This is a genomic window from Mucilaginibacter sp. cycad4 (assembly GCF_034263275.1).
In the GTDB taxonomy this organism is placed as follows: Bacteria; Bacteroidota; Bacteroidia; order Sphingobacteriales; family Sphingobacteriaceae; genus Mucilaginibacter.
On sequence record NZ_CP139559.1, the window covers coordinates 3,916,380 to 3,936,043 of the forward strand.

13 protein-coding genes are annotated in these 19,664 nt (G+C 45.3%); all 13 read right to left on the minus strand.

Translation table 11 applies throughout. From position 1 onward, the window contains the following. Nucleotides 1–5: 5 nt before the first annotated feature. The 13 genes from SNE26_RS15680 to SNE26_RS15740 all read right to left on the minus strand — a co-directional run bounded on the left by SNE26_RS15680 (nt 6) and on the right by SNE26_RS15740 (nt 19,660). A complete protein-coding gene (locus SNE26_RS15680; protein ID WP_321554882.1) occupies nt 6–2,768 on the minus strand; it encodes a hypothetical protein in 2,763 nt (920 codons plus the stop codon). A gap of 220 nt (nt 2,769–2,988) precedes the next feature. After that, nucleotides 2,989–4,536: a glycosyl hydrolase family 65 protein gene (locus SNE26_RS15685; RefSeq protein WP_321554883.1), complete on the minus strand. Its 1,548-nt coding sequence runs from the start codon at nt 4,534–4,536 to the stop codon at nt 2,989–2,991. Between the two features lie 3 nt (nt 4,537–4,539). Next, nucleotides 4,540–5,553 (minus strand): zinc-binding alcohol dehydrogenase family protein, encoded by a 1,014-nt coding sequence (locus SNE26_RS15690; protein ID WP_321554884.1) that lies wholly within the window; start codon nt 5,551–5,553, stop codon nt 4,540–4,542. Nucleotides 5,554–5,774: 221 nt separating this feature from the next. Beyond that, nucleotides 5,775–7,427, minus strand: coding sequence for an altronate dehydratase family protein (locus tag SNE26_RS15695; protein ID WP_321554885.1), 1,653 nt, complete (start codon nt 7,425–7,427; stop codon nt 5,775–5,777). A 12-nt stretch (nt 7,428–7,439) separates the two neighbouring features. After that, the gene (locus SNE26_RS15700; RefSeq protein WP_321554886.1) at nt 7,440–8,933 is read right to left on the minus strand and encodes a tagaturonate reductase; all 1,494 of its coding nucleotides are present in this window, start codon (nt 8,931–8,933) and stop codon (nt 7,440–7,442) included. 24 nt (nt 8,934–8,957) lie between these two features. After that, nucleotides 8,958–10,859 (minus strand): glycoside hydrolase family 88 protein, encoded by a 1,902-nt coding sequence (locus SNE26_RS15705; RefSeq protein WP_321554887.1) that lies wholly within the window; start codon nt 10,857–10,859, stop codon nt 8,958–8,960. A gap of 8 nt (nt 10,860–10,867) precedes the next feature. Next, on the minus strand, nt 10,868–11,860 hold the full coding sequence (locus tag SNE26_RS15710; protein ID WP_321554888.1) for a pectinesterase family protein: 993 nt from the start codon (nt 11,858–11,860) through the stop codon (nt 10,868–10,870). Beyond that, complete coding sequence (locus tag SNE26_RS15715; protein WP_321554889.1) at nt 11,860–13,515, minus strand: glycoside hydrolase family 28 protein; 1,656 nt, start codon at nt 13,513–13,515, stop codon at nt 11,860–11,862. The genes SNE26_RS15710 and SNE26_RS15715 overlap by 1 nt, the downstream gene beginning before the upstream one ends. 233 nt (nt 13,516–13,748) lie before the next feature. Then, nucleotides 13,749–14,525, minus strand: a complete 777-nt coding sequence (locus SNE26_RS15720) for a PoNe immunity protein domain-containing protein (RefSeq protein WP_321554890.1) — start codon at nt 14,523–14,525, stop codon at nt 13,749–13,751. A 101-nt stretch (nt 14,526–14,626) separates the two neighbouring features. Continuing rightward, nucleotides 14,627–15,328, minus strand: coding sequence for a hypothetical protein (locus tag SNE26_RS15725; protein WP_321554891.1), 702 nt, complete (start codon nt 15,326–15,328; stop codon nt 14,627–14,629). 21 nt (nt 15,329–15,349) lie between these two features. Continuing rightward, nucleotides 15,350–16,897, minus strand: coding sequence for a hypothetical protein (locus tag SNE26_RS15730; RefSeq protein ID WP_321554892.1), 1,548 nt, complete (start codon nt 16,895–16,897; stop codon nt 15,350–15,352). Then, nucleotides 16,882–17,880, minus strand: coding sequence for a hypothetical protein (locus SNE26_RS15735; protein ID WP_321554893.1), 999 nt, complete (start codon nt 17,878–17,880; stop codon nt 16,882–16,884). The genes SNE26_RS15730 and SNE26_RS15735 overlap by 16 nt, the downstream gene beginning before the upstream one ends. 16 nt (nt 17,881–17,896) lie before the next feature. After that, a complete protein-coding gene (locus SNE26_RS15740; RefSeq protein WP_321554894.1) occupies nt 17,897–19,660 on the minus strand; it encodes a phage baseplate assembly protein V in 1,764 nt (587 codons plus the stop codon). Between the last annotated feature and the right edge of the window lie 4 nt (nt 19,661–19,664).

The window sequence follows — 19,664 nt, forward strand, 5'->3', positions numbered from 1 at the left end:
AAATTTCAGTTAAAAAGCCAGCGTAAATCCTTGATATTCCCTTCGTTGCTTAGGCCTGCATCATACACCGGCACATTGGCATCCGCATCAACAATGCCTAAAACCAATACAGCACCTTTACCTAAGGTAAGGGTATTTGAACCGGCTTTAAAGGTATATGTGTGGATATGTACAGGAGGCAAGCCATCAATTTGAATAGCATTGGCAATCTTGATATCTGCCTGACCGTAATCGTTCGCGCTGGCATCTGTTTCCAGTTGCGGCTCGGGCAGGTATTGAGGCAACTTACTGTTGAAAAAGCCAACCAGTACTTTAACCGGCTTATCATTTTTAAAGCTGATGGTTGTGCCGTTCTTTTGCTGATCTGCTTTAGATAATTTCACACCTTTTAAACCTGTCAATTCTTTTGCGATATTTTTGACAGCTGCTGCTGTATCAGAAAATACCACTTCACCGGCCTTGACCTGATAACTACTACCGCCACTATTTTCAATTTTCACGGGCGCGTCTTTCAGAACCACAACCTCTTTTTGCTTTTGTTGCGTTTGAGGCGATTTCAGCGAATCGATATTCCGTTTAAAATTGTCCAGTTCTTTTTGATAAACCGGCAAAAGCTCGGCCCAGGTTTTCATTTTAGCATCATTACCACCAACGGGAATTTTGCGCTGCTTGGTCTGCATGCTGTTGGCATACAGGTAGGTATTTTCAGTTAGTTTCACCAGTTGCTTATAATAATCCAAGCTGGTTTGCAGCTCAGGTAAAGCTTTTTCCAGATCGGCAACATTATCCGAATATTTATAACGTAACACCCATAAAGCTGCTTTTGCTTTGTAAGCATAGTTATTGGCCATTGCGTTATAGCAATACATATCATTTTTTAAGCGGTCAAACTCAGCTTTATCCTTACTAATTTTCGCGGATGCTTCATCAATAGCCTCAACCGCCTTTTTCCCCTGCACTATTACACTGTCGATGACCTTAACCGGCGTTTCTCCGGTGTGCGGCTGGTGCTTCCACTCTCTTTCGGCGTATTCGCTCATCATTTCACCAACCGGGCCTTCTGAATTGTACAACAGCGAAAACAAACCGTATTTTTCGGGATTAACCAGCTGGCTCATCAGCATCCCTAAAGTCATGGTTTGGCGGTTACCATCGGTGATCCCAAAACGGCGCAATAGCTCGGGCGAGATATTGCCTGATTGTTCGTAAGCCTTTAAGATTGACCCGCCCTGAGTTTGATCACATCCATATTTATCGGCCAGTTGCTTTGCCCAGTAGCTTATTTCGCCGGCCCTGTCCCGCTTGCTATCCCAGGCATACCGTGCCCATGTCTTGTACCAGATCCAGTCCCTGTCTAACTGCAACAGGCGTTTGCCCCCGGTATTATCGGCTGTATATGGCCAGTCCCAATAGGATGCCTGCGGATATAAGTGCAGGGCGTTTGCACCATAAACGGAGTGCATAGCCTGCACACATTTTTGTATAAAATCGGGAGAGCCATAGCGGAAAGGTTCCAGGTTAGCAAGAATGTGCACGTTTTCTATCTGCACAGTTCCAATATTACTTAATCTGCGGTGCAGATCGGCCCAGGGGCCATGCGGTTCATACGTGGTAAGTGCTTCACCGTTATATTTAGCCATAGTATACAAATTGGAATACAAGGGCTTTGCGTATTTCATTACCGCCGGGGCGTCGCTGTCATGCGCCCGAAGTACTATGGGCGGTTCATCCTTTCGCCCCAAAGCCTTCAAGCCATCCTTTACCCCCGGGATAATAGTTTGTGTAAACCAGTCGATATCATCCTGACCAACGCCTTCCATGGCTTCGCCGAGGGTAACCAGTAAACCAACATGCGGGTATTTTTGCACAAATGCAGCTATGGATTTGCGGGTATAATCGGCAATGATGGGTACAATATGCCGGTTCCTGTCCTGTGTTTTCAGGTTATTTTTTTCGGCGAAGGGTTTGGATACAATGATATTATAAAAACCCTGGATGAGCCAGATCCCGCGCTTGTCTGCTTCATCGGCCAAAAAGCTGTAGATCTCTTCATTTTTTTTAAAGGTAGCATCGTCAACTTCCACGGCGTAAGGATATTCTTTTACTTTCACGAGGGATGCAAACGGATGTCCATTCCACAAATACAATGAATTCATGCGGTTATTCGCCAATGAATCCAGGTAACGGATCCATAAAGCTTTATCATAAAACCAGGGGAAGTTTTGAGGTGTATAAGGATATTCGTAAGTGCCCCTGCCGGGAAGCAATGCCGGCTTCTGTACGCCAACACAGGCACCCCGCAAAACCATTTCGGGCTGATCATGCAGGTTAATGTTTGCAGGGAGTTTTTTACTTAGCGCTATCCGATCTGCCAGTTCGAGACAGCCGTAAAGCGCGCCTGAATTATCGGCGCCGGCTATTAACAACTTGTTTTTAAGATCCCGGTCGCTTAAGATATAACCCTCTTTTCCCGGCGGATTAGTTGGAGTCGCGGGGCCAAACAGCTTTTTAACCGGAGCATCGGTAAGCAGCCCTATAACTATCGTATTCCCAGCCGGATAGGTGTTTTTATAAGTTTGTTCAACAACCGAATAACCCGCGCGTTGTAAAGCACGGGTTAGTGTTTGTACACCATAGCTTATTCTTGCATGGTGATTTGGCAGGGTAACGATGGTGACTTTTTTTGACTTTCCCTGTGCCTTTAAGTTTGAATGAAAACAAGAGATTAATATAAGCAACAGCAACAGGCAACGGTTAAACATCTTCATTTTCATTCTTGTTTAGACAGGCGTACCCAAAGCCGGTTTTCTATATCGGAAGCGAATTAGCTTCTGAAACCATGCCTTTGGTTTTGAACTTAATTGGTTGTATAGTATTCAAAAATATCAGTACGACGCTGTAATTTCATCTGATATTTTCTCTATCTACTATACGATATTATCATCATTAAAGGCAACAATCCAATAAAAGAGAGAAAATGAGTCAGGATTAGCTGGGAAGCTTCACCAGTATGTGTTTTAGCTGAGCACTTCGGGAGATCACCTTACCATCGGCATAAATGATAAAGCCTTTACCCATGTGATATTTGCTGCCGGTTTTATCCCATACAACACTTATGGTATGCCCATGATAAAGCACATTATCCAGCGCAAACCATTTCCATTGATTTTTGGGGATAAGCGGGAAGATCTCCAGGATATTATCTTCGCGAGGTTTCAGGCCAACGAGATCGCTGATGATCAGATCGCAAAAACCGGAGTGGTTATAGTAACTGCTTCTTGGGTTATCGCCTTTAAGCCAGTAACCGGTTTTTTCGTCCTGGTATTCGCCTAAATAAGGCAGTCCGCGTTTGATGTGTGAAAGGGCATATTTATGCAGTTCATCATAAAAAATACCGGAGGTCATTGTGCCCTTATTTTGATAACCGGTAAGCAGGTTAGCCAATCCCTTTAATGTTTGCGTAGTCGCAAAAGGCCATACCGCCCCATCCCACTCGCAGCCATGCCCGGTACCATGGGTGCGGAACAATGGATGTCTGCGCTCAGCGGTGGTAATGCCCCAGGGCGCGTTGAAGCCCTTAGGATCCGTTAGCTGGTCCCATTGCCTGGCGTAAGCCGGTTTATCATCGGGCAGGTTAAAATACCAGGGGATAAAACCCAATTCCTCGCGGGCATTGGCAAAATGGCCATCGGGTTTGCGCACTTCAAAAAAAGATGCGCTATCGTTCCATAAACTATCCTGCACCAGTTTTTTCAAGCCGATAACTTTCTGCGTGTATTTTGTTTTCAGCGAATCATTACCGGTTAAGGCTGCCATTTTTGATAATGCAACAGCATTGCCGTACATATAGCTGTTAATGGTAGGCCGGATGTTTTTGATCTTGCGCCCTCCGCTGATACTCTCTTCCATCGCATCGCGCACATCGAACTGCCAGAACAATTTGGAAGGTAGCTGCTTTTCCGTTTCCCATACATGATAATCCGTGTTGAGCAAAGGCAATGCCTGTTCAACAAATTTTTTATCCAGGTTTACAAGATAGTAATTGTAAACCGCGTCGTCTATCCAGCTGCTGAATGCATGCAAGTGGGGCTTTTTTTGTTTGGGATCCACATAAAGCCAAAAATTGATGTACTGGTTAATATATTGCGGATCATGCAGCCAACGCCCCTCATAAACCTGGTGACCGAGTGCACTACTCGAACTGTTGTAAACACCGGTGAAGCTAACCGGGGTTATAAATTCGGTAAAAATGAAACCATCGGGCGTTTGTTTCAGGTGTTTCCTGAATGTCCACCAGCGGTAATAATAGATCTTTTGAATAGCCGAGTCCGGGCAATCAAATAAGGGTACATTTTTGGCGAGCCATTCGTAAGCATGATCATTGGTTACGTAATTCTTAACCGTTTCGGTATCGACCTTATTAAAGCTCTCAACATAAGTCTTTAGCTTATCGAACCCCAATAAGTGCTTTTGCTGCGCAAAAACATTGCATACCATACCCAAAAACAAACCTGTAAAAAATGCCCTTTTTATCATGACCTATACCTCCACAATAGCTTTTATCACACCATTTGCCGGGTTAAGCCAACTTTCAAACTGATCTTTCACCTCATCAAATTGTACCCGGTGGGTAATATAAGTTTGCGGATTTACCAGGCCGTTTTTCATCGAGCGGCTCACGTGCTCAAAATCCTCGCGGGTAGCATTGCGACTGCTCATGAGGGTAGTTTCGCGTTTATGAAACTCTGGGTGGCTTACAATAATTTCATCACGCTGTAAACCCACCAGCACATACCTGCCGCCATGCGCCAGGTACAGGAACGCGCCGTTTATGGCTTTCTGATTGCCTGTAGCATCAATCACTACGGTAGGCATATAGCCATTCGTGATTTCCCTTAGGCGCTCAGTCACATCTTCATTTTTTACGTTGATGGTATAATCAACCTTCAAATTTTCACGGCAAAAGTTAAGACGTTGTTCGTTTACGTCGGCGGCTATAACCTTTGCGCCGGCAATGCGGGCAAATTCCATGATGCCTAAGCCAATAGGACCTGCGCCAATAACCAGCACAAATTCGCCCGGTTTAACATCGGCACGCCTTACCCCATGGGCGCCAATAGCCAGGGGCTCAACTAATGCCAGTTCGTCAAAGCTTAGTCCTTCGCCATGTACCAATAAATGCGATGGCACCTGCAGGTATTCGGCCATTCCGCCATCGGTATGTACACCGCAAACCTGGATATTGACACAACAATTTGGTTTGCCTGAGCGACAGGCAATACAATGGCCGCAATTGAAATATGGGATAAAAGTAACGGATTCACCCTTTTCAAAACCTTCGGCATCGCCGGCTTCAACCAGTTCGGCTGCAAGTTCATGGCCTAAAATCCTCGGATAGCTAAAAAAAGGTTGCGTACCTTCAAAGGCATGCAGATCGGTACCGCAAATACCTATTCGTTTTATTTTAAGCAGCGCATTACCCGGTTTCAGTTGCGGAGTTTCGGCAATGCCGTATTCCAGTTGGCCGGGTGTGATGCACGTTAGTATTTTCATTAGTTAGTATTAAGTTAAAAGTACTAAGCCAAAAGTCAGGTTTTTTATACTTAGAGCTTACGACTTTAGACTAAGGATATTTTTCTCCCGTTTCCGTGTCCTCACGGAAACCTGGTGCTTTTTATTATAGCTATTTTTCCTTTGTATCTCTTTTCATTCCATATATCCTTCAATACCTGTCTACGGGCGTTCGTGAGGACACGAAAACGGGAAACGTGCAATTAAAGCGAAACCCCTCTTTTCCATGGGATAAAATCATCCTGACCGTGGCGCACAGCGTGAACTTCAATTTCGCCGCTGGCTACTTTTATCACATAATCCAGGATGCGTTCACCTGCCTGTTCAATGGTTTCATCGCCCTCCACAATAGTACCGGTATTGATATCGATAATATCGCTCATGCGGTTAAATAATGCGGTGTTAGTAGCAATTTTCACAACCGGGGCTATCGGGTTACCCGTAGGCGTACCTAAGCCGGTGGTAAACAATACTATATTCGCTCCCGAGCCAACTTCGGCCGTGGTTGATTCCACATCGTTACCCGGCGTACAAAGCAGGTTAAGTCCAGGTTGTGTTACCTTTTCGGGATAATCCAACACATCGGCCACAGGTGATGTACCGCCTTTTTTGGCAGCTCCCGCAGATTTAATAGCATCGGTGATCAAACCATCTTTAATATTGCCCGGCGAGGGGTTCATGTAAAAACCAGAACCAGCTTCTTCTGCCCTTTGGCTATAAGTACGCACCAAATCGGCAAAGCGATCTGCTTTAGATTTATCTAAGCAGCGGTCAATCAGGTTTTGCTCAACGCCGCAAAGCTCAGGAAACTCGGCTAAAATAACCGAACCACCCATAGCCACCAGCAGATCGGAGGTGTAACCTATGGCGGGGTTTGCTGAAATGCCCGAAAATCCATCCGAACCGCCACACTCCAACCCAATAGTCAACTTACTTAAAGGGGCTGGTTTACGGGCAAACTGGTTAGCCTGCATCAAGCCTGCAAGTGTTTGCCTGATAGCCTGTTCCAACAAATCGGCTTCTTTACCTGTTTTCTGCTGATCTAAAATGTATAACGGTTTATTAAATTCCGGTGAACGTTTACTGATCTCCTCCTGCAAGGTCTTCACTTCGGCATTCTGACAGCCAAGGCTTAATACTGTTGCCCCTGCAACGTTAGGATGGGTAATATAACCGGCCAGCAAACCACAAAGCGCCGTTGAATCCTGGCGGGTACCACCGCAACCACCTGTATGCGTTAAAAACTTAATCCCATCAACATTAGGAAAAACTTTATTGCCGGCACTTTGAGTGGTATCGCTGCCTATTTCGGTATATAAAACCTCATCTATCTCCGCGCCTGCTTTTATTTTACCGATAAGCTCCTGGGCTTTGATCTCGTATGTTTTTTTGCGGCCGTAACCCAAAGGCTTTACCAATGCCTCCTGTAATACTTCAATATTGCGGTTTTCGCAAAATACCATCGGTACAACCAGCCAGTAATTTGCGGTGCCCACACTGCCATCTCCGCGGTGATAGCCGTTAAATGTTTTACCCTCCCACTTGCTGATATCAGGCCTGTGCCAATCAGTATGGCTTTGGCCCGTTAAAAAGCTATTTGCCGCATGTTTTACATTGGCGGTACTAAGCAACCCTCCTACCGGGATCAGGCTCTGGGCTTTGCCCACCAGTACGCCATACATGATGATTTCGCCACCTTCCGGAATTTCGACAATAGCAAATTTATGCTTTGCCGGAATCAGCTCTTTTACTGTATAAGTTTCGCCTTTGTAAGTAACCTGCTCATTAGCCTGCAGATCGGTAAGTGCTACAAGCACATTATCGGCCGGGTGTACTTTTAATATATTCTGTTTCATCTGTCCTCCTATTTAAATAGCGCTTATTTCCAGTTTTCCCTGTTCGTTAATAAGCTTAAACTGCGCTGTCACTGCTTCAGTAAAGCCTGGCAACGTTGTCAAATCTACATCCCAAAGGCTTTTATTTTTAAGGATACCCGCTATCGCAATTTCAGCATCAGCCCCGTTCCATGCTTTGCTTAAAGCCGGTGCCTGGTCATCCGTTACCGTATAATTATCCGAATACGCCACTCCGGTATATTTGCCGTCAGCGGTTTCGGTGATCTGCATAAAGCGGATAAAAGCTGCAAAACCCAGGGCCATCAATTGCGGTGCCTTATTGTTTTGTTTATAATAGTTCAATAATAACGGAATAACCCTCATTTTAATTTTAGTGGCATACTGCACCGAAATACTCAGCCACTCGTGCCTGATATTTGGATTGCGAAACCTATCAAGTACTTTATTGCCAAAATCCCGGGCTACATCTTCATCAATCTGGTATGGGATAGATGGCATGATCTCCGTAAACATCAGTTGGGTGATGAATTTGGTAAAATGCGCATCGTCCATTGCTTCCTTAACCGTTTTAAAGCCGGAAAGATAGGCTACGGCGCAACTTAAGGTATGCGTACCGTTAAGCAGCCTCAGTTTCAACTCCCTGAACAGCTCAATGTCAGGAGTGATCACAACACCCTTATCAGCCTGCGCAAAAGATAAAACTTCAGCTATTTTTTCATCGCCCTGGATAGCCCAAAGACTGTAGGTTTCGGACATGATGCTGAGGTTATCGGTATAACCGCGCTCGGTTTCCATGGCGTCATTTAACTGCTGATCCGGCCTGCCGGGGACAATCCTGTCTACCAGTGAATTGCAGAAACTATTACTGCTCTCCAGCCAGTCCATAAAGGCGGGTTCCAGTTTATTCAGGTGAGCAAGCTCTAATACAATAGACTCCAGCTTTTTGCCGTTATCGATGATCAGTTCGGTTGGGATGATCACCAGGCCGGTATCAGGCCTTCCGTTAAAAGCCCTGTAACGCTCATATAAAATAGCCAGTAATTTGCCGGGAAATGATACCGGCGGATGTTTACGTACATCCTCTTTCACCAATTGGATCCCGACTTCGGTTGTGTTGGAAATCACTACCTGTAAATCCTTGCTCCGCGCTATCTCCAGGATCTCTTCCCACTCGCTTGAAGCTGAAAGCACCCTGCTAATTGCCGAACAGATCACCTGCTCATTAACTTCTTCGCCGTTTTCAATGCCTTTTGAATAGATGGTGTACAAACCATCCTGCATATCAAAATCCGTTGTCGAGCCTTTGTCGGTCGATTTAACAACCGCAACCCTTCCGTTGAAGGTCCCGGCGCGGTTAGCTTTATCGATAAAGTAATCGGGCAAACCACGTAACAATACGCCCGTTCCGAATTGCAGCACCTTTTCGGGCAGATCGAACACGTTAGCAGGAGGCAACTCATTTGCCGGTACCGTTGTTTTGTTCAGGTTATATCGTGATAATATCATGTGCTTATTAATTGTAATAGGTTACTATTTTTTTGTTTGAGGAATTTGTTTAACCAGCCAGTTGACTAAATCGTTGGCTGCTTTTAAATTATCATAATCGGGGGGCAGTTTCCGGCCATCTGTATATTCGTTATAAAACCAGGGGTCGCCAACTGCAAACACAGTACCCTTACCGTATTTAGCAGTGGCAACAATGATATCCTTACCGTTAGTTAACTGCGGTACAGCAGGTTTAGTCAGCTGCAGGGTGCTCAACTCCTTGATGTAAACCTTACGCGCTGTTTTAAAGATAGAATTATCTGATGGTATGTTGATAGCGCCCTGTTCAAAGTTGCGCCCAACTACCCGGTTAACGCTATTTAAGTTAAAGCTGATGCCAAATTTGGCCATCAGTTTGTTCAGGTGTGTAAACTCGGCATTGCCGGTATCGTTGTTTAAAACAACCAATACACCGCCATTTTTTACCCAATTACTGATGTTTTTAATATGTGGTTCTTCGATATATTTAGCATCCGGGTTTTCCTTTGGGATATCGGGATCAACAATAATATAAGCGGCCGCTTTTTTCAGATTTATATCATCAGGTGCTTCGTTTAATGTTTTGGTGTGCAAACCGTAATTGTTGAAGATCTGCCCAAAAAACGAAAAACCATTGTTATCCAGTTCATCCCATTTATAATGGAAGGGGATGCTTTTGCCGCTAACATCTGCGTGGTGTTCGTTATTAAAATAGCTATCCAAAAGTACCGTTTTTCCTTTGCCCGCGTTCAGGTTAGCCAGGCGTTCCATCTCCACACTGGCCAGCATAAATGCGCCAACGCCTTTAGTTTCGTTGGTGACGGTTTTTACGCCGATGTAGTATTCATAGCTACCGTCGCGGTAAGGCTCGCCGCCAACACCTACGGCACCTGCGGTACCTTTCAAATTTACCTGCCCGTTAGCATCTGTTTCGATGAAATTTTTGATAATACCTTCATAGGCCTTTTGAGCTACCGGCAAATATTTTTGAGGAAGATACCCTTCCCTTACGCCTTTAGCAAACGCATAAACAAACATGCACGATGCTGATGCTTCCAAATAATTACCCTTTTTGCTGCCCTTATCAAGCACCTGGTACCACAAGCCAGAACCCGGGTCCTGACTACCCTGTATAGCCATAGCAAGGCGGTTCAAAATAGCGATCAACGCTGCACGTTTAGGATGATTGGCCGGGAAATAGGGTAACACATCAACCAGCCCCATGGCATACCAGCCATCGGCACGGGCCCATAAACTGGCCGACAAACCCGTTTGAGGGTTAGCCCAGCGTTCTTTTTTGCTTTGATCCCAGGCATGGTACAATAAGCCCGTTTTATTATCCCGCGAATGTTGCTCCATTAAAATAAACTGATCTGCTATCTGGTCAAAGTCAGCATCTTCGTGGTAAACTGAAGCGTATTGGGCATAAAAGGGTTCGGCCATGTACAAACCATCAAGCCACATCTGGTTGGGATATCGCTTTTTATGCCAAAAACCTCCTTCAGGCGTTTTGGGTTGCTCACTTATCTGCTTACGAAGCAGAGCTGCTGCTTTATGGTATTTTGGGGTATTTAATACCTGATGCAGCAGTAACAGGCTCCGGCCCGGTAGGATATTATCCAGCGTATAATCATTGGCTTTATAGGTTCGGATAACTCCATCCGTGCCCACATACCTGTCCATCGCTTTTTGGATATAAGTAAAATATTCGGCTTTGGCCGATTGCTGCCAAACGCTTTGCAGCCCCTGCAAAACTACCCCCTGATCGTACGACCAGTTGGCGCCCGGTAACGAATCTGCCCAGATATGCATAGCAGTGTTAGCCATCCGCTGTGACCATGGCAGCGTTTGTGCCCTGAGCCCCAGGCCCGCGAACAGGAAAGTACCTAACAATAATATCTTCTTCATTATACAGCTCATTTTATTAACGTTACATCCCAGTTATCATTCCCGGCAAGAATGTTATTCAAAGTATATTTTTTTATTTCGGCCTCAGTTAATTGGTGCGACCATGGCACACGTTTGCTGATATCGGTACCGATGCATTTGTATTCGGCAAAAAAGGCGGTCTTTTCATTGTCAGGGTTACGCCAGTTATCCCAGCCCTGGGCGCAGATGTGGCCCCCCATTGTTGTATTGATAAAAACCGATTGGGCATATGGCCGCCACGGCCTGCCCAGGTAAACTTTTTTAACAGAAGTATCAGCAGCTTCAAGCCGGCAGTTCAAAAACACAAAACCAAATTGTTGCTGCGGTGTAGTTGCAGGAGCCGTTATAAAAGAGTTTCGGAGGCTTTTGATCATACAGTTTTGGAAAACCACGGTGGCCTCGCCGAAAATAAAATCGGTTGTACCTTCCATATAACAGTCTTTATAAAACTGGCGGCTGTTTTCCGTCCCTGCATAAAGCGTATCCTGGTTGCCAAGCAGCCGGCAATTGATCACGGCACACCTGTCGCCCTCAACATGTAAAGCTACCGCCTGCCCTACCGGCCCTGCAGCATTTGTTATGGTTAAATTCCTGGCGATAAAATCATTGCCCTGTACCAAAACAGTGTAGGAAGTGTAAGTGGTAAATTCAGTTTTTCCGAAGGCATCTTTCCCTTGCGGGTTTGCCTTGCCCGAGAAATCGCTGTTGGTGATGATGGTGTTATTTTGACCATCGCCTATCAATTCGATATTACATTTCCATGAGGGGATCACCAGTTTTTCCTGGTATACACCGGCTTTTATGTAAATGCTAACCCTTTGCTGCGACAGGTCACGAACGGCATTTACAGCCTGTTGGATGGTTTTGAAATCGCCGCTGCCATCCTGTGCAACAGTAAAGCGCTTTGGATAAACGACAGCCTGTGCCAGCAATACTGCAGGGGCAAAAACAATCCATATCAATAACGCCGCTCTCTTCATTATTTTAAACCGGTTAATGCATTTTCGGTTGCTCCTGAAGCATACTCAACTTTTTTCCTGGCCTTAGCGGCATCCGTATTCAGCAATTTTATTTGCTGCGATTTCTTCCCGCTGATCTTCAACAACTGCTCTGTATTGCCATAGGTAATATGATCAAACGTAAGGTTGCTGCTATTTTGAATATTGATGAGCGGGTTGGTGTCTTTGCTTTCGAGGTGGATATTTTTCAGGGAGATGTTCTGTGCCTCTATTACATCCGCGCCTTTAACAGTTTTGAAAGTGCTGTTTTCGATATGAATGTCTTTAATCCCCATCTCGGGAAGCCCCCGGATCATGAGCGCCTTTTCAGCACCGTTACATACTACGTTATCAACATAAAACTTACGGAACGACGGTGTAGCCTCAGTTACCGGCACAACAGCCTGGTCATTTACATCATCCGCTTCGCCGGGCGATTTGCCTCCGTAGTACATATCAAAAAGGATAGCTTCATGGAGGATCTCTTTCATGCTGATATTTTTGATGAAGATATTTTCAACTACACCGCCCCTGCCGCGCGTAGTTTTAAAACGCAGGCCGATATCCGTACCAATGAATGTACAGTTTGATACAAAAATATTACGCGCCCCGCCAGACATTTCACTGCCTATCACAAAACCGCCATGGGCACGATAAACCACGTTATTCCGCACTATTACATTTTCGGTTGGCTTTCCACGCTTACGGCCTTCTTCGTCCCGGCCCGATTTGATACAGATGCCGTCATCGCCGGCATCAAAAGTGCTGCCTTCAATCAACACATTCCGGCACGATTCTACATCGATACCGTCACCGTTTTGGGCGTTCCAGGGATTCCTGACCCTTGCGTTCTGTACGGTAAGGTCTTCGCATAGTAAAGTGTGGATATCCCATGCCGGCGAATTTTGAAGCGTAACACCCTGCAGCAATACTTTTTTACAATTGGTAAGCACCAGCATATTAGGCCTGAAAAAATCTTTAAAAGGTTCGTTATCCTTTATAGTTTTTCCATTGCCAATCACGCCTGCCCCGGGGGCTTTGAGTCCCTTAACATAGCTTTCAGAAGGATACCATGACCTCCCATTTTCGCTTACTTCGCCCCCCGATGCTACCAGTTTTTTCCATTCGGCTTCGGTAAGCCTGTCTTTGCTGATGGCCCGCCAAACTTCACCGTGCCCATCAATGATCCCCTCGCCGGTAATGGCGATATTGGTAAGGTTGGTGCCCGATATAGGCGATTCATTGCGCACAGCGGCATGGCCTTCATAATTACCTTCAACCAGTTTATATTGAGTTTTATCATCGGTAAACTGGAGCAGCGCCGCCCTGCTTACATGCAGGTTTACATTACTCTTCATCACCAGCGGCCCGGTTAGCCACAAGCCCTGCGGAATAAGTACTACCCCGCCGCCTTTGGCGCTGCAAGCGCTTATTGCTTTATTGATACTGGTTGTATTTAACGTAATGCCATCGGCTTTGGCGCCATATTTTAAAATGTTGATGGTATCCTTTTTAAATACAGGCTTATTTACCTGTGGCAAATGCTGCCAGGAATACTGTTGACCCTGTGCCTGCGATGTGACGCAACCCGCCAAAAGCAAAACCGCTATCCCTATCCTTGTTTTTATTACCGACATGTTTTTATTTTAAAACAGCTATTTATCGCCTTATAATTGGTGAAGGACCATTAAATCCTAAACAAGATTAAAGGCTGACGGCAATAAAAAAAAGGATTTGCCCAACTAAAACAGCGCAAACGTTCCCAGAAACGTTTGCGTAAATTTGAGCAGCTTAAAAGTGGGACCGGATTTCTTCAGTTAAACTACAACCAACTCCGGTTTATGATGATTTTATTTGATGACGCGAAATACTAAGCCGACCAGTGCACCATATCATAAGGATAATTTGGATGATTGGCATAACCGCTATCATCAAGTCCCAAAATCTTGCTTACCGCGCCGGCCTCCCAGCTCCAGTAGCCCTTATATGAGCTCTCTTTTTTGTGATTTTCATACCAGGAATCGTCTTTGTGCAGGCGGTACCATTTGTCGAGGTAAAGTTTCATTTCGCGCTCCGCATCGGCTTTAGGTATTTTTGTCAGATCATAAATATCCCTGTAAGCTTCGGTAATAAGGGTATCCGGCTGCGGGCTGCTCCCGGGCTTTTTGGTGTTGATGATATAACATAATAGGGGATCTGGTGCCCAGGTGGGGTAACTGGAACCACTATCCGACTGCCGGATGTAACTAATAACCGGCCCGTATACGTCATCAGGCACATTGAGCAAACTGCCTAAGGCCACCATATCAATCATATCAGCATAAAACGCATCGGCATCCCAGCCTTCGCCATAATACCCGGCAGCTGTTATATATTCTTTATAACACAGGCTGATATCATTCCCGACAGAATAGTTTAAATAAACCAGGTCAAGATGTTCCATAGCAAGCATCCAGCTGTTTACCGGGCGAAACTTTCCCTGCTGTTTCAGGGTAACATTTTGTTCCCGGTACATTTTTATTATCGACTGCTTCTTATCAAACATTTTTTTAAAGAAAGCAGCATCTTTAAACCCGGCCCTCTGTTTAGTACCGGGAACTGCTGCCTCTGCCTGACTGTCGCCGAATATTTTAGTTAAAAATCCCATTAATCTATCTAAAACCTAATTTCACGATTGCCAGGTGTTGAAACCTTTTAACTGCCTGCGGCCAAAACCGGTTCAAAGGCAAAGCATTCACCACCTTTTCATTATGCCTCAAGGCCTATCACTGTCCACTCATCAATTAAGGGGCATAACTCTTCATCCAGTTCAGGCGCTTCCCCTTTCCACCAAATGAAACCTTTCTTTTTGTCTTTCTCCTTCAGATTGAAGCACACGTAACCGCCACCGCCGTTCTGGAATAATGACACACAATCTTCCAGCTTAAACGGTAACGCTTCCTCATCAATTTCATCAAGGATGCCCCATTCCAAGTCGGCCAGGAAAATCATATCCTGAGTGCTTGAATACCCCGTAGCGTGCGATGAATAATGAAACCAGCCGTTATGCAGGTTTTCATATAATGTTGTAACCGCCTCGGGCAGTAAATCCCATACCGCTTGTAATTTTGGCGTAAGCACCCGGCTTTTAGGATTTAGGCCATTGTAGTACACGGGTTTGCCTGCAAGGTTTTTAATGGAATACAGCATCGATATCTCGCCGTCCCTGCTAATGAGATCGAGATCAAACAAATTATCTTTCAGAAATTTAGTGGTCGACTCCAGCTGGTACGGATACCTGGCCCATTCATTTAATAATATAGCCTTACGGGCCTCAAATTCGGGGACGCTAAAAATGTCTATCCAATATTGTGGTAAAGTAGCCACCACATCCTGTTCAAGTGCGGCAAACTCAACAATTTGTGCTACCGGCGGAAAACGTTCCAAATATTTTACTGTTTCAGCATTCATGTTCATTAATTTTTATTAAGCTTATTGTCCGCCTCCGGCACTATTACGCTCATTTTCACTTACAAAGTCATCTATCTGCTTTTGCAGCTTAGGAGCGGTTTCCTGTTCACGCTGCATCATTTCATTTCTAAAATCAGGGTCGACATCTATATCACCTTTTTTATACCTGGTCCACTCTTCATATGATTTACTACCTTTTGAAGTATTGGCCGTTTCACTAAGCCCGATAAAATTATCCTTATTATTTAAAACAGCAAGCTGTTGCGGGTCGGTAAGTTTATCAAAACCTTCCATCGAGGTAATATTATCCATAGACACAATGTGATCGGCATGTAAAGACTTGGTAATTTCAAGCCCTGGCAAGGCAAAATCAGGCATAGGCAGCTGTACCTCTTCATTTACCATATCCCTTATCTCCTGCGACGGGGTTTGGCGCCTTAGCTTCTTATACCGTTCATCAGTTATGCGCCGTTCGCCATACCTCGGGCCGCCGCCATCTGCCTGGTAAGCTTCCTCGGGGCCTGTGGGTTGTTGTGGTTCATTAACCTCTTCGTGATTTGCCGGCCTTGCAGTTTCTTCTTCTTTTGATCCGTTTTTTTCCTTTTCACCGTTTCCGCCCCGGTTTTCATTAGGAGCTTTTTCGGTTTTAGCTTCTCGTCCTTTTATAAGTTCGCCGGCAGGTGTAAACCATAAAGCTAAGCCCAAAACATCTAATATGTTTCCCTGCCCGGTGGCGACATTTTTAGCTGACGCTACTGTACCCGTTTCCATACCGGTAATGCCGTGCCCGACATCGTCACTTGAAACCGATCCGGTTTGCCCGTAGGCATCCAGGCCCGATTGCACACCCATTATTCCCCTTAAACCTAAACCCTCGGCTGTAAACCACGATGCAAGGTAGTTTTTGGCAACGTTACCACCAAGATAACGGGCAAGCCCCATACCTCCGCCTTCGGCTAATGCAGCCGTTCCACCGGTGGCCATGGCAGGGATAGCTACCGCGGCGCCGCCAATCATCATACCGGTCATGGCCCCCTGCAATACATTGGCGGCAAAACTTGCCGATCCCATAGCTATAGCCTGCGACCAGTTTTTGATATCCGGGTTAAATGTTATAAACTCCGATGACATGCCGAGCATATTAAATGCATTACACTGCATTTTATGATCGCCGGTAATGGTGTTTATGCCGAGGATTTGAAAATTAGCATTACTCCCCAGCCATTTGCGCACGGGCGACACCTTTTGCCCGCATATCGCCGAGCCATCAATAGCGCCCATAACCGCACCAATAGCTCCTGCAGCCGCGCCTACCGCAACCAAAGCCAGGCCGCCGGTACCTACAATCAGCGCAACCGCTACCACTGCTATGGCGGCTATTACGGCATATAAAAGCATCAGTTTTTTGCAGCCGAAGTCAACCCAGCTTACGGTGCTGGTATCATTTAAGGTAATGTACTTATCACCTGTTTTTTTCTTAACAATCAATTGGGTTGACTGGAAGGGCGAAGGCATCATGCCTCCCGAACATTGGAAAAAATCTTTTTCCGTTATTATTTTATTCCCCATAAGTCTTTATCCTTATTATCATCCATTAAAAAACTGAACCCACTTGTGTGGCCCGCTGCCGAAGCCACCGGCTGACGGGATGTTTCCTGTGATGCCTGCTGCCTTGAATCTGGCGCTAAGGCCGAATCGGCAATGATATGATAGCTTATTTTAGCTTTCAGCAATTGCGGATGTACGATCTCAGTTTTAACCAGTACGGCACTGATCAGCATGCCCGAATTTTTATCTACCCGATAAGTACCGTTCTCTTCAAAAACGGGTTTCAGGTTTGCCAGATCGAGATGACTGAAATGTTTGTATGCTTCTTTAACCCAGCCGCTGCCGGTATTGGTGTCCATCAAACCCCCGATATGCACATTTACATCATTACTATTGCCTGCCTCTGCTTTAATACTATAGCGCCATTTCAAATCGGCAGTATTCAATAAGCTCCGTTTAACATATGTTGATGTGGTAGCCGGAAGCTGAAGGCCAAAAAAATGATGGAAAAACATCATAAAAAACTCGTTGCCCTCAACGGCTGTTTTCATTTTATCGGGCGTTACAAACAGCTCATCATTTAAACTGATGATGTGTTTTATTGACTCATTTGCCTCCTGTAGCACTTCGATCTCAGCCTTAATATGCCCCCACTTTTTGCGGATCTGATCTATATTTAATATTTGCAATACCCTACCCCCGGTATCTATACGTACCCTGAGCTCATTATACATTTTTGCAAACGCCTGGCTCATGCCGGCAATATCCTTTACCATGGGGTTATTGCTTTCAAGCAGCTGGTTATCCAACGTAATGATCTCCATATCGGCAAAAACATCATTTACGTTCTCAACCTTAACCTGCCACCGCATTTCGGTTTTTGATTTAACAGGCAGGTTGCCCGCCATGATATCGGTAATTATAGTGAGCGTGTATTTTTCAATAAAGGGTTCCCTGATAGTGATTACGCTTTTTGCGGGCGAATTAAAATTTGTCCAGGCCATGATGTGTTGGGTTTATTTATGCAATGAATGTTTTACCACCATCTATTTTGGTTTGCGAACCTTGTATGTGATTATTAGTACCCGTTATGTTATTATCCTGCGCACTGAGGTTAAAAGTTTTGCCCGCAATGCTTATAGTACCATCGGTATGCAGGGTAATGGAGCTTTTACCGCTTTTTAAAGTGATGGTTTGGTCAGACATCAGGGTTATTGACCCATCGTCGTTTTTTACTTCGATGAGGTTATTGCCCGTTTTATGGCTGATAACCTTTGCCGCAGTGGTTTGCACCGCTCCCTGCTGTTCCTGCACATTCATGATATTGGCTGCAGATGTAGCCAGCGTAAGGGCATGGGCACCGTCGTCAAACGTAAGGTTGCTTCCCCTTCGCGATGTCATACCTTTTATATTACTGTTGGTGAAACCGCCGCTGTCGACATTATTACTGTGATAAACGCTGCCCATAATAACCGGCCGGGCTATATTACCCTCTTCAAAACCAACAAGCACCTGGTCGCCTTTTTCGGGCACAACCAAAAAGCCCCGGTTTTTGCCGGTGTCGCCATGGCCCGCGTTAGGGCTTACTACCCTTAGCCATTCCGTAGTATCGTTTGCTGTGCACTGCCATTTAAACTGCACTTTAATGCGCCCCTGTTTTTGCGGATCGTCGTTATCGGTTACGATGGCCAGCTGCATATCGGGGTTTGGCTTTTCAGCCTCTTCAACAGCAATACGCTCGGTATCGGCAGTAACGCCCTCAAAGGTATTTTGATAATGGCCAACACCGTCAACCTGGTGGTAAACGGCAGTTACCAGGAATTTACCAAAATCCTGCAGCTCAAACGCACCGGTACCGCGTACGCTCATACTTACATTAAGTATTTTGCCGAGGCCAACCATAGGATTATCGCCATTACCTACAATAGTAACCAGCTCGGAGATCAGCGCTTTTTGCTGGTTATTAACAAAATCATCTATCTCCTTTTTATCGTTCACCCTAACATTTACAGGCTCATTGTATACTTTGCTGAAAACTTTGTTTGATGCACTGATAGCATGCGAAAGATCGGGCGTGGCGCCAGATGCTCCCTGCGGCCCGGACGAAAGCAATTCATCCTGTTTAGAGTTGTATGCAAATTTGTTATGTTTTAAAGGAGCAATCTGCATTGCATACTGCAGGCTGTGCAAATCGCGCCCATAAATAAGGGCTACCTCCTCCAGCTTATCGGGCTTACCGAAATTCAGTTTAGCCCCATCGTAATAAAACCATTCATAATATTCGGCCGAAAGACGGTTGATAAACTCAAAATCGCTTTCACGATATTGAATAATATAATCAATAGGCGAAGTATTGGTTGGTTTGATATTGAGGTTCAGATCATTTGCCGGCGCATCCTGCGTGGCTAACTGAATAATGCTGCTCAGGCTTTTGTTAAGATACGAGCCGAGATCGGGGCCCCGGTCAATCAGGATAGTCGGACTAAAACCGCTTACCAGGATATCGCCGTGAAACCCATGGCTTTGCGAAAGCTCTACCCTGGTAACAATACCGCTGAATTTATTTTCTCCGCTGTCGGCAGTGCCAAATTGCACGGTAATGTTTTTACCTATAAAATCCTTTGAGTTTTCGAGCGTAACAGCGTTGTACTCTTCAACCATATCGTGGTTAAACCTGAGCTGAAAAGTATGGTGCTCATTAAAACGCTGGTCAAGGTTAAAGGTAGAGAAATGGGTGATCTGGGTACCTTCAATATTGATATCTACTTTTAGTTTCTTTTCCATAATT

What these genes read in the sequence shown, in the direction of transcription:
- SNE26_RS15705 (WP_321554887.1), bottom strand. Translation starts at nt 10,859, where the DNA reads ATGAAGAAGATATTATTGTTAGGTACTTTCCTGTTCGCGGGCCTGGGG.
- SNE26_RS15685 (WP_321554883.1), bottom strand. Translation starts at nt 4,536, where the DNA reads ATGATAAAAAGGGCATTTTTTACAGGTTTGTTTTTGGGTATGGTATGC.
- SNE26_RS15715 (WP_321554889.1), bottom strand. Translation starts at nt 13,515, where the DNA reads ATGTCGGTAATAAAAACAAGGATAGGGATAGCGGTTTTGCTTTTGGCG.
- SNE26_RS15725 (WP_321554891.1), bottom strand. Translation starts at nt 15,328, where the DNA reads ATGAATGCTGAAACAGTAAAATATTTGGAACGTTTTCCGCCGGTAGCA.
- SNE26_RS15720 (WP_321554890.1), bottom strand. Translation starts at nt 14,525, where the DNA reads ATGGGATTTTTAACTAAAATATTCGGCGACAGTCAGGCAGAGGCAGCA.
- SNE26_RS15735 (WP_321554893.1), bottom strand. Translation starts at nt 17,880, where the DNA reads ATGGCCTGGACAAATTTTAATTCGCCCGCAAAAAGCGTAATCACTATC.
- SNE26_RS15730 (WP_321554892.1), bottom strand. Translation starts at nt 16,897, where the DNA reads ATGGGGAATAAAATAATAACGGAAAAAGATTTTTTCCAATGTTCGGGA.
- SNE26_RS15710 (WP_321554888.1), bottom strand. Translation starts at nt 11,860, where the DNA reads ATGAAGAGAGCGGCGTTATTGATATGGATTGTTTTTGCCCCTGCAGTA.
- SNE26_RS15680 (WP_321554882.1), bottom strand. Translation starts at nt 2,768, where the DNA reads ATGAAGATGTTTAACCGTTGCCTGTTGCTGTTGCTTATATTAATCTCT.
- SNE26_RS15740 (WP_321554894.1), bottom strand. Translation starts at nt 19,660, where the DNA reads ATGGAAAAGAAACTAAAAGTAGATATCAATATTGAAGGTACCCAGATC.
- SNE26_RS15695 (WP_321554885.1), bottom strand. Translation starts at nt 7,427, where the DNA reads ATGAAACAGAATATATTAAAAGTACACCCGGCCGATAATGTGCTTGTA.
- SNE26_RS15690 (WP_321554884.1), bottom strand. Translation starts at nt 5,553, where the DNA reads ATGAAAATACTAACGTGCATCACACCCGGCCAACTGGAATACGGCATT.
- SNE26_RS15700 (WP_321554886.1), bottom strand. Translation starts at nt 8,933, where the DNA reads ATGATATTATCACGATATAACCTGAACAAAACAACGGTACCGGCAAAT.